The organism is Acinetobacter sp. YH01024 (assembly GCF_013420195.1).
Classification (GTDB): domain Bacteria; phylum Pseudomonadota; class Gammaproteobacteria; order Pseudomonadales; family Moraxellaceae; genus Acinetobacter; species Acinetobacter amyesii.
Genome location: NZ_VOYQ01000002.1, coordinates 169905 through 180537, shown reverse-complemented (window position 1 = coordinate 180537; position 10633 = coordinate 169905). Strand labels below are relative to the sequence as shown.

Genomic DNA, 10633 nt, shown 5'->3' with positions numbered 1-10633 from the left:
GAAAAGTTCTATTGTTTGAAAAATATAATAATAAAAATTTTAATAAAATAGGCTAGACTTTTTGATGCTCTGAACGCTCCCCAAAACGTTTCTTACCAAGCACCAAAAAGTCTAATAGGTTACACATTTTTATTTTTATTTTTATTTTTATAAAGTGTTGTGTTTTTATGCGCTGCGTTTTGTGTTCTTCTGTTGCAGTATTAAATAATTTGTATCAGTTTTGTTCTATACCTGAAAATAGGTATTTTTTGCCATTTTCTACAGAAAATTCAATTAAACATTTATATAAGCAGTCCTGTGAAAAGGAATATAACTTTCTCAGCGGCAAAGCATTAAAATTTTATGCCCCAAGCAACATTTCATAGACCTAATCGTTATAATATTCAAAAGTTTTAAGTTGTGATTGAACTATGCGTGGTTTATACCTCATTACCAATGATGATCCTATCGAATTGCTTTTAGCCAAACTCGAAGGCGCGATGGCAACTTATGAAGTTGCTGTTTTGCAATATCGCCGTAAAAAAGTGGCAAAGGAAGATCAGGCTTATGAAATTGAATACATGAAAAATATGTGTAATCAGTACAAAGTGCCTTTTGTTATTAATGACGATCTAGAAACTGCAGTTCAATATGGTGTGGGGGTCCATTTAGGGCAAGATGACGGTTCAATTGCTGAAGCTGTAGCACGCTTACCTAAAAATGTTTTGATCGGTCGAAGCTGTAATAACTCTTTAGAGCTGGCTGAGCAGGCGATTGCAGACGGTGCAAACTATGTGGCTTTTGGCGCCATTTTTGCAACTGAAACCAAGCCTGAAGCAGGCAATATTGGCTTAGAAACGCTAAAACAAGCCAAAGCGAAACTAAATGTACCTATTTGTGCAATTGGTGGTTTAACTGTAGAGAACTCCGCTGAAGTGATTGAAGCGGGTGCTGATCTTTGTGCTGTGATTAGTGATGTATTAGGTCGTTCAATGTCTGCTGTAAGCAGTCGTGTTTATGAATGGTCTGAGCTTTTTGCTGAACAAGCTTAATTTTATTTTTTAGATTGAATAAGTAGAGAATTTTTATGAGCTTATCTGCTAAGCAAGAACAATTATTTAAACAAGCCAGCAAGCATATTCCTGGCGGCGTAAACTCTCCTGTACGCGCATTTAATGGTGTAGGCGGTACACCGGTATTTATCGAAAAAGCGCAAGGCGCATATCTCTATGACGTAGACGGAAAACGCTATGTCGACTATGTCGGCTCTTGGGGCCCAATGATTTTAGGTCATGCGCAGCCCGACATTATTAAAGCGGTTCAAGAAGCGGCTGTTGATGGTTTAAGTTTTGGTGCGCCAACTGTGCATGAAACGACATTGGCGGATATTATTTGCGAAATTATGCCGTCTATTGAGCTGGTGCGTATGACCAACTCAGGGACAGAAGCAACCATGACAGCAATTCGTCTTGCTCGTGGCTACACTGGCCGTGACAAGATTGTAAAATTTGAAGGCTGCTACCACGGTCACTCAGATTCGCTTTTAGTGAAAGCAGGCTCAGGCTTGTTGACAAAGGGTGAGGGTGAAGCAACTTCTGCAGGTGTTCCGGCTGATTTTGCCAAACACACTTTAACACTGCCATACAATGACATCGCCATGCTGAAAGAATGCTTTGCAAAATTCGGTTCAGAAATTGCAGGTGTAATTGTCGAGCCAGTTGCAGGCAACATGAACTTGGTTAAACCGATAGATGGTTTCTTGCAAGCAATTCGCGATGTGTGTGATGAGCATGGTTCAGTCTTTATCATTGATGAAGTAATGACAGGTTTCCGTGTAGGTCTTGGCGGTGCGCAAGCGCATTATGGCGTAACACCTGATTTAACCACTTTAGGTAAAATTATTGGTGCTGGCCTGCCTGTGGGTGCATTTGGCGGCAAGCGTGAAGTGATGGAATGCATTGCACCTCTTGGCAAAGTCTATCAAGCAGGTACATTGTCTGGTAACCCATTGGCTATGCGTGCCGGTATTGAGATGTTTAAACATTTGCGTCAGCCGGGCTTCTATGAAACTTTGACTGAAAAATTGGCAGGTTTGCTTGCTGGTTTACAGGTAGCTGCAGACGAAGCGGGCATTCCGTTCTTTACGCAGCAAGTAGGTGGAATGTTTGGTATTTACTTTACAGATCAAACTGAAATCACTGGTTTTGATTCAATTTTGAAATGTGATGTAGATGCGTTCCGCGCTTTCTTCCATGGCATGCTGAAACGTGGTGTTAACCTTGCACCGTCTGCATTTGAAGCAGGGTTCTTCTCAAGCGCGCATAGCGATGAAGATATCGCATTTACAATTGAAATGGCGAAAGAAGTTTTTGCTGAAATGAAGTAATTTTCATTTAAATCGGTAAATTCTGCTTTAGAATAAAGCCCGCAGCCTGCTGTGGGCTTTTTTGTTGTTATAAGTTCAGTTTTTTAAGAAAAGGATTTTTAAATGAAAACCAAGCATTATTTAACTTTAGCAGATGCAGAATTTTTACTAAACACAGCACATACTTATGCAGTAGAAAATGGTTTTAATGTCAGCATTGCGGTAATGGATGATACAGGCAATTTATTGGCGATGAAACGAATGGATGGTGCATCGCCAATGACAGCAAATCTATGCTTAGAAAAAGCCAAATGTTCAGCCATTAGCCGTCGTCCTTCAAAGTTATTTGAAGACATCATCAAAAGTGGTCAGATGGGTTTTCTGACCATGGATACCTTTTCAGGCATGCTGGAAGGCGGTGAGCCGATTATGTACGAAGGGCAATTGGTGGGTGCAATGGGCGTGTCTGGGGTAAAGTCATTTCAGGATGCAGAAATTGCACAGCAGGCGATTGAGAAGTTTTTGATGCAAGCAGGATGATTGTTTTAGTTTAACTAAATTGAATTTTAGCAATTTATCGGCTTTGTTGCACAAAGATTTCATAACTATATGATTTTAAAGGTTTTGATTATTTTTTGATCCAAAATTAAATTTATTTAAATCAGATGCTTACATATTTATGCAACAAAGCCTATCCATAGAATCGTTAAATATTTTTTAGAGCCTCCCATGCTTTATCCCATGCCTAAAAAAATCCAATTTTCACCATCTCAAGCAAAATGGCAGCTGTCTTCAACACAGTCAGTATTGGTATTAGCAGGACTGCAAAATCTACGCATGCAGCAGGGTATACAGGATACGCAGCTGATGGAAAATATTATCCAGCTGACCAATAAAGCCAAAGCCTTAGAGATTCCTATTGTCGATTTATATGGTGATGATTTACTTCAAGGCATGCCGCAGCTCGGTGAATATGCAACAACACACCCGCAGCTCATCTTTGCAGGGCAAATCACGCCTATGCTGAAACAGATCTTGCCGCATCTATATAGCGTAACAGAGCAAATCTGTATCGTTGATGATGCGATTGCGATGAATAATCAGGAGCAGCATATTCAGTGGGTGGACTCCATGTCAGGCCAAGGGATTCATCACATGAGTAGTTATAATTTGATGCGGCTTTGGAATCTGTCAGCACCAACTGAATTCGTCTTGTCAGCCAAAGGCATATTATTGGCTATCGCAGAACAGCTAGATATGGAGGCATTGGAAATAGATCCCTTATTGGATTTACGCAGTTATGGACTAGATTCCGTTGCCATGGTCAGCTTAATTGGGTTGTGGCGTGCCAATGGTGCTAACATCCGTTATGAAGACTTTTTAGATGATGCAAGTCTAAAAGCATTGCTAGAAAAATTGCTCAGTACAGACTAAACAAAGCCAATTGGAATTATTTTTGTTCTAAATCGGAAAATACGTCGGGAAATATGCCTTTGTGCATTGTAATTGTTGGCTAAGCTTTTTATTATTGCCGCCTTGTTTTTCGAGATCAGAACTGGATTGAACTTTGAGTAATTTTCTAACCGAACACCTGATACATCGTGACACTGACTTTATGGTGATCCATAAACCAGCAGGTTTACTCACAGTTCCGGGAAAAACAGCAGATTTACAAGACTGTGTTATCAATCGATTATTAAAAATTGAACCGAATACCTTGCTCATCCATCGTTTGGATCGTGATACCTCAGGTATTTTGGTTTTTGCATTAACCCGTCAAGGGCAAAATCGAATTTCACGCCAGTTCCAAGAACGTCAAACTTCAAAAACATATCAGGCATTGGTTGCGGGTACGCTCGAAGGTGAAGGTACTGTCGATGTACCGGTCATATATGACCCAGAACATCCGCCACTGCATATTGCCGATCCTGCACACAATAAGCCTGCGCTTACGCATTGGAAAGCCACTGAACATTTTGAGATTCAGGGGCAAGCCGTAACACGTGTAGTGTTAACGCCTATTACCGGTCGATCACATCAGCTTCGTGTTCATATGCAATATTTAGGTCATCCTATTGTAGGTGATACTTTGTATGCAACACCTGAGCAACAGCAGCTGATGCCGCGCTTATGTTTACATGCTGAGCGCTTGAGTTTTAACCATCCTGAAACTGAGCAAACAGTGGAATTTCACTGTCCCGTACCATTTTAGGAAAATCATTTAAATCCCTAAGAATTCTGCTCACTATTTAGTGGGCTTTATGTCAAAATATATTGCTTTATGGTCTAGATTTTTGCTCAAATAACGTTCACAGTTTGAGCATAATATTTTCAGACCGAACTTGAGAAAAAGGTGGAAAAATTGCAGCAGTTTGCTATTGGTCAACGTTGGTTATCAGATACAGAAACGGAACTGGGTTTAGGTGTTCTTATTGATGTTGATGAGCGATCGGTCAGCATTTTATTCCCGAAAAGTGATGAAACTCGTGTCTATGCCCGTCACAATGCACCTTTATCTCGTATTGTTTTCAATGTAAATGACGAAGTCCAAGACCAAGAAGGTCAAATTTGGACTGTTGAATCTCTTGAAGACCGTGGTGGTGTGGTTCGTTATAACGCGGTACGTAAACTTGCCGATGGCACAGAAGAGCGTAAAGCACTGAATGAAACACGTATTGGTGCAAGTATTCAGTTAGCAAAACCATTAGATCGTTTGCTTGCAAGCCAAGTGGACTATAAAGAATGGTATGACCTGCGTATCGAAGCACTGCTTCTTCAAGCCAATATGAAGTCTAGCCCTCTACGTGGCTTGGTAGGTTCACGTGTGGGTCTCATTCCACACCAACTGTATATTGCGCATGAAGTGGGTAAACGTTTTGCTCCACGTGTATTACTTGCTGACGAAGTTGGTCTGGGTAAAACCATCGAAGCCGGTCTGATCATTCATCAGCAACTCAAAACGGGTCGTTCAGAACGTATCTTGGTCTTAGTACCTGATTCATTGCAATATCAATGGATGATTGAAATGCGTCGTCGTTTCAATCTTGAGTTCTCATTATTTGACTTGACGCGTACAGCTTCGATTAAAGAACACGATCCAGACCTCAACCCATTCTTAACTGAACAATGCATCATTGCGAGTGTCGATTTGATGATCGACCATGATGACTTGCGTGAACAAGCGCTTGAAGCTGGTTTTGATTTGCTCGTGGTCGATGAAGCCCATCATTTAATGTGGTCAGAAGAAGAAGGCGGCAATGACCGTTATGACCTTGTTGAAGAACTTGCTGAAAAAACTCCGGGTGTCTTGTTATTAACCGCAACACCTGAACAATTAGGTGTGGAAAGTCACTTTGCTCGTTTACGTCTACTTGATCCACAACGTTTTAGTTCGCTTGATCGTTTCTTGGATGAAGAAGAGCAGTATCACCAAACAGCTAAAATTGCTGAAGTGCTTATGTCTGATCTCCCACTCGAAGAAGGGCATTTGGCAGCGATTGAAAGCCTATTAGGTCATCGAATTACTGACGAGCCAGAACAACGCTTCCGTGCCATTCACGAATTATTAGACCGTCATGGTACTGGTCGTATTTTATTCCGTAATACCCGTGAAGCGATTCAAGGCTTCCCAGGTCGTGACTGTCAGCCTGCACCATTACCTGCACCAGAAAACTGGTCTAAAGATGGCAAACTACGTGAACAAATGTGGCCTGAAGAAGCGCAGCTTGATGGCTCGTGGATGGAAACCGACCCACGTGTGATGTGGTTGATGGAACGTCTGCGTACAGATCTGAAACACAAAAAAGTGTTATTGATTGCACGTAGTGGTCCAGTGGTTGAGTCTTTAGAAAATGTACTTCGTTTGCATGCGGGTATTCGTACAGCGATGTTCCATGAAGGCATGAGCTTATTAGAGCGTGACCAAGCAGCAGCTTACTTTGCTGAAGAGTCATACGGTGCGCAAATTTTACTATGTTCAGAAATTGGTTCTGAAGGTCGTAACTTCCAGTTTGCATCGGACTTAGTTTTGTTTGACTTGCCTGCAAACCCAGATGTACTTGAACAACGTATTGGTCGTTTAGACCGTATTGGTCAAGAAAATCGTATTCAAATTCATGTGCCTTATCTGGTTGGTACTGCTCAAGAGCGTATGTTCCGTTGGTATAACGAAGCATTAAATATTTTCTGTAATATCTCCCCGACAGCGCAAACTCTCCAAGAAAACTTCATCGTCAATCTTAAAGATTGTTTGTTGGCAGATAAAGGCCAAGAGTTTGAAGATCTGCTCGAAGCGGTGAGTGTACAACGTGAAGCGCTTGAAGCTGAACTTCAAGAAGGTCGTGACCGTTTACTTGAGTACAACTCTTGCCGTCCAATCGTGGCACAAGAAATTGTGACTGCACTTGAAGACTACGACGACAATACTACGTTGCCAATGTTTATGAAGCGCTTCATGGCGTCTACAAACATTGATTTTGATGAACAAAGTAACGGTACAGTGATCATCAAGCCAACAGATCAAATGCAAGTTCAAGGTCTGACTTTGGACGAAGAAGGCATGACGGCGACGTTCTATCGTGACCAAGCACAGATCCGTGAAGATGCTCAGTATCTAACACTTGAGCATCCATTCACTGAAAGTGTGATGGAAATGATTAATACGCAAGGCTTTGGTAGTACCAACGTTGCTGTATTGAAATCGGCCGCTTTACCGCAAGGTTCTGTGTTAATGGAAGTGTGGTTTAAAGTCGATGTGGTTGCACCAAAGGCATTGAATTTGCCGTCAAGTTTGCCTCAACAGTTGGTTCGTGTATTACTGAGCGAAAAAGGTCAGGATTTATCGCAAAAAATTGCACCTGAAATTTTACGTCCTTATTTACATCATCTTGATGGTAACAGTTGCCGCCAAGTGGTTAAGGCGCGTCGTGATGTCATTGAACAGCGTTATACGCAAGCGCTTGAAATTGCTCGTGGCGCATTACCGGGCTTTAAACAACAAGCCAAAGAAATCTATGGTAGCAAATGGCAGTATGAAATTGACCGTTTGACTTATTTGAAGCAGTTCAACCCAAGTATTCGTGAAGATGAAATTGCACGTTTACAAAAACTGCAAAAAGAAGGTTTAACACTGCTTGATGGTCTGGCGGTTACACCAGAAGCAATTCAAATTATGGTAGTGGTTAAGCCATAAGTTAAGAATCTTCAAAAAGCACCTTCGGGTGCTTTTTTTTATGGCTAAAAATATAACTGCAAAATTAATCACGACAGATTTACGCTAAATCTAAGTTTTGTATTGTTTATTTTTAATCTAAATTGTCGACATCAGCATAAAAAAAGTAACTATTCTTCAGCAATTCTACAGCTTGATCAAAGTCTTCATGTTCATCCAACATATAAAATATGGCTTCGAGCTTTGTATAGTCCGGATGATTTTTTGCTAACTGAATTTGGATCGTACATCGGTCTGCTTGGCTGCGTGTTGCATAATGAGCAGTAAGTAAATCAAAGTTGATGTCAATGCATAGCGGCTGTTTTAAGGCAATGGCACCACAATAAGCATGTATTTCAGGTAATAAACGTAAGACTAAATCAGCCTCTTTGCTTTCCGCCACGATTAGCTCTGGGGCTGCGGTCTTACACAAAGCGAGTACTTCAGTTAACAGGGTTGAGTCATCTAGTGTATGGTCTAGCACGATGACTTTTTGCGGTTGGATTAAATCAAAGTCATCTATTAAAATCATAAAACCTCCTGAAAATAGAATGGTTATGCTTTATTTATCTGCGTTATAAAATGAAATGGCGCTACGTTTGGAATCTAAAATTTTCTACAAATGGTTTTGGATAATGTGTTTAGTCTAAGAACGTTCTAAGGTTAATCATGGCGTAGAAATGCAACATTTTTTGATTCGTAGCTCAGTTAAATATGAAATTGTTAATATAGGGCGCTACGCTTCATGCTCATTGCTAGACCCAATATACATGCTTTGATTAGTAAAAGAATCGGCGTCGCGACATAAACTGTCGTTATTGATATCGATTGAATCCTGAAAGTGAAATGATTAAATGTATTCGGACATATAGCGATAGCATCATAATCAAATGATTGTTCACGAACTGTCTTAATGTCGTGTTTTGATGCTTTAGTTAAGTAAAGTTTTGGCTTGGTTAAATTTATACTTCGATGCTAGCGAGTTGAGGGCAGTTCCGTTAAAATGCTTCAAATTTCAGCAGTTCGTTAGAAGAAAATAAAAATATGAAATCCTTAATTACCTTAGGTAGTAAAACGTCACACGGTGGTGTGGTTTCAGAATGTGAACCTTCATTTGTGATTAATGGTATTGCGGTGCATTTAAATGGCATGAAACATTATTGCCCGAAATGTAATTCGACTGTGGCTGCGATCGCGGCAGATCAAAGTACAACGGTAAAGGGGCGTGGTGTTGTGGTTGCTGGAGATAAAACCACTTGTGGCGCAACCTTCTTACCAAATCAATCAATGGTCGGTTCACAAAAATAATCTGCATACTGACTTTTAGGTCATCTAGATAAGCTCTTTGAGTCCTGTTTAAATCGTATTGATCTCTTTATGATGGGTCATCATCAGTTGATTGGATGAGTTTTAGATGAAAAGCGCGATCCATTTTACCCATGCCAATGGTATTCCTGCCGCGAGTTATCGAAAGTTTTTATCCTACTTTTCACCGCAATTTGATGTGAAGGCGATTCCGCTGATTGGTATGGATGAGCGCTATCCGATCACCAAAGATTGGCGATATTTGGTCGATCAAGTCATCGCAGATATTGAGCACCAATTTCCAAAGCAACAAGTGATTGGGCTAGGGCATTCTTTTGGCTCTTTAGTCACCCTGATGGCGGCTTATAAACGTCCAGATTTGTTTTCACAACTGATTATTATGGATCCACCTTTTGTAATCGGTCCTAAGTCCGCCATTTTTGAAGGCATGCAAAAATTAAAGCTCAAAACTGTCGATAAAATCACGCCTGCAGCAATTACACTGAAGCGCAATGATCATTGGTCAAATTTGGATGAAGCCTATACGGCTCTGCGGAATAATCGTTTATTTAAAAGTTTTGATTCGCAGTGTTTTGAAGATTACTTTGCACAAGGCATTCAAGCTGATGAAAAACGCGGTGGCGTGACCCTCAGCATTCCAAAAGCCGTCGAAGCACAAATTTTCCGTACAGTGCCTGCATGGTGGTGGCGTACCCCACGGAAAGCCCCTCAAATGCCTGTACACCTTATCACCGCAAATGACAGCCATTTTTATAAACAAGGTTTGCCTGACGGAATGAAGAAAACCTATGGTATAGATTATAGTGTGGTTGATGGTGGGCACATGTTTCCACTTGAGCAGCCGAAACAGACAGCGCTACACGTCATGCAGTACTTACAGCATTAGAAAAATATATTTTGCTCATAAAAAAGGAGACCTGAACGTCTTCTTTTTTTCTCACCGTTAATTTTTAGCGAATTTGGGCTTCGTCTAGATGGCGAGCACCTTCCAATATCATACGAATCATAATCATGGTTTGTTCGGCAACTTCTTTGCGTTGTTCTGTCGGTAGATCAATGACTTTCGCACCCATGTTAAACACCAATTGGGTAATACCACGTGCCACGATGTCAGGATGAGCCAACTTGCTCTGATTTAAACGCTCTAGGACGATTAAATCTTCTCTTAATTCTTGTTGGAAATAGTTGAGTTGACGCTCAACTGCATTTTTATAAGAATGCGAACCAGTATAGCCTTCACGAAGCAACAGGCTTAAGTTGCCTTCATCGGCATCTAGCTGCTGAATAAATACTTCAACTGAACTACGAATAATACTGCTTTGGCGTGATGCCTGAAGGCGTGCTTCATGCAAAATTTGACGTAACACACCGCCAGCTCGATCAATCAACTCAATGGCTAATTCATCAATATCTTTGAAATGACGATAGAAACTATTTGGAGCAATGCCAGCTTCACGTGCAACTTCACGCAAACTCAGTGATGAAATACTTTTTTGTGGACCAATTAAATTAAGCGCTGCCTGAAACAGTTCTTCCTTGGTAATTGTTGCTTTACGGCCTACAGTGCGAACTGCAAGTGGAGTTTCAGCTTCAGAATGTAATTCTTCCTGGTACATGTTAACCATATTCGTCTGTGCAGACTGAGTCATATTTTTTAATAGATTAAAAACATTAACATATTATAGCGTCTGCTAATAGCTTTTGTGAAAATGTCGATTAAATGCACAAGCGTATATACAAATATATATACATGT

10 protein-coding genes are annotated in these 10633 nt (G+C 40.7%); 8 read left to right on the top strand and 2 right to left on the bottom strand.

Translation table 11 applies throughout. The annotated features are described in order from the left end of the window. Window positions 1-410 precede the first annotated feature (410 nt). The 6 genes from thiE (at window position 411) to rapA (ending at window position 7535) form a co-directional block, all read left to right on the top strand. A complete protein-coding gene (gene thiE, locus FTT88_RS02140) occupies window positions 411-1031 on the top strand; it encodes a thiamine phosphate synthase (RefSeq protein WP_078188828.1) in 621 nt (206 codons plus the stop codon). 35 nt (window positions 1032-1066) lie between these two features. Further along, window positions 1067-2365, top strand: coding sequence for a glutamate-1-semialdehyde 2,1-aminomutase (gene hemL / locus FTT88_RS02135; RefSeq protein WP_180003795.1), 1299 nt, complete (start codon window positions 1067-1069; stop codon window positions 2363-2365). A 102-nt stretch (window positions 2366-2467) separates the two neighbouring features. Then, window positions 2468-2884, top strand: coding sequence for a heme-binding protein (locus FTT88_RS02130; RefSeq protein WP_180003797.1), 417 nt, complete (start codon window positions 2468-2470; stop codon window positions 2882-2884). 189 nt (window positions 2885-3073) lie between these two features. Next, complete coding sequence (locus FTT88_RS02125) at window positions 3074-3778, top strand: phosphopantetheine-binding protein (RefSeq protein ID WP_180003798.1); 705 nt, start codon at window positions 3074-3076, stop codon at window positions 3776-3778. Between the two features lie 133 nt (window positions 3779-3911). After that, entirely contained in the window at window positions 3912-4556 is a 645-nt protein-coding gene (locus FTT88_RS02120; protein WP_180003800.1) for an RluA family pseudouridine synthase, read from the top strand. Between the two features lie 141 nt (window positions 4557-4697). After that, a complete protein-coding gene (gene rapA, locus FTT88_RS02115; protein ID WP_180003802.1) occupies window positions 4698-7535 on the top strand; it encodes an RNA polymerase-associated protein RapA in 2838 nt (945 codons plus the stop codon). A gap of 112 nt (window positions 7536-7647) precedes the next feature. Here rapA and FTT88_RS02110 read toward each other — a convergent pair whose 3' ends face one another. After that, complete coding sequence (locus FTT88_RS02110) at window positions 7648-8085, bottom strand: hypothetical protein (protein WP_180003804.1); 438 nt, start codon at window positions 8083-8085, stop codon at window positions 7648-7650. A 512-nt stretch (window positions 8086-8597) separates the two neighbouring features. Here FTT88_RS02110 and FTT88_RS02105 point away from each other — a divergent pair. Next, window positions 8598-8861, top strand: a complete 264-nt coding sequence (locus FTT88_RS02105; protein ID WP_078193592.1) for a PAAR domain-containing protein — start codon at window positions 8598-8600, stop codon at window positions 8859-8861. 106 nt (window positions 8862-8967) lie between these two features. Continuing rightward, window positions 8968-9765, top strand: a complete 798-nt coding sequence (locus tag FTT88_RS02100; protein WP_180003806.1) for an alpha/beta fold hydrolase — start codon at window positions 8968-8970, stop codon at window positions 9763-9765. Between the two features lie 64 nt (window positions 9766-9829). On the opposite strand, the gene fabR is transcribed toward FTT88_RS02100, so the two are convergent. Beyond that, on the bottom strand, window positions 9830-10504 hold the full coding sequence (gene fabR / locus FTT88_RS02095; protein WP_372491111.1) for an HTH-type transcriptional repressor FabR: 675 nt from the start codon (window positions 10502-10504) through the stop codon (window positions 9830-9832). Window positions 10505-10633 lie beyond the last annotated feature (129 nt).

Excerpts from the sequence above, each read along its gene's own strand:
- fabR (WP_372491111.1), bottom strand. The coding sequence starts at position 10,504 with ATGGTTAACATGTACCAGGAAGAATTACATTCTGAAGCTGAAACTCCA.
- FTT88_RS02100 (WP_180003806.1), top strand. The coding sequence starts at position 8,968 with ATGAAAAGCGCGATCCATTTTACCCATGCCAATGGTATTCCTGCCGCG.
- FTT88_RS02110 (WP_180003804.1), bottom strand. The coding sequence starts at position 8,085 with ATGATTTTAATAGATGACTTTGATTTAATCCAACCGCAAAAAGTCATC.
- FTT88_RS02130 (WP_180003797.1), top strand. The coding sequence starts at position 2,468 with ATGAAAACCAAGCATTATTTAACTTTAGCAGATGCAGAATTTTTACTA.
- FTT88_RS02125 (WP_180003798.1), top strand. The coding sequence starts at position 3,074 with ATGCTTTATCCCATGCCTAAAAAAATCCAATTTTCACCATCTCAAGCA.
- hemL (WP_180003795.1), top strand. The coding sequence starts at position 1,067 with ATGAGCTTATCTGCTAAGCAAGAACAATTATTTAAACAAGCCAGCAAG.
- FTT88_RS02105 (WP_078193592.1), top strand. The coding sequence starts at position 8,598 with ATGAAATCCTTAATTACCTTAGGTAGTAAAACGTCACACGGTGGTGTG.
- thiE (WP_078188828.1), top strand. The coding sequence starts at position 411 with ATGCGTGGTTTATACCTCATTACCAATGATGATCCTATCGAATTGCTT.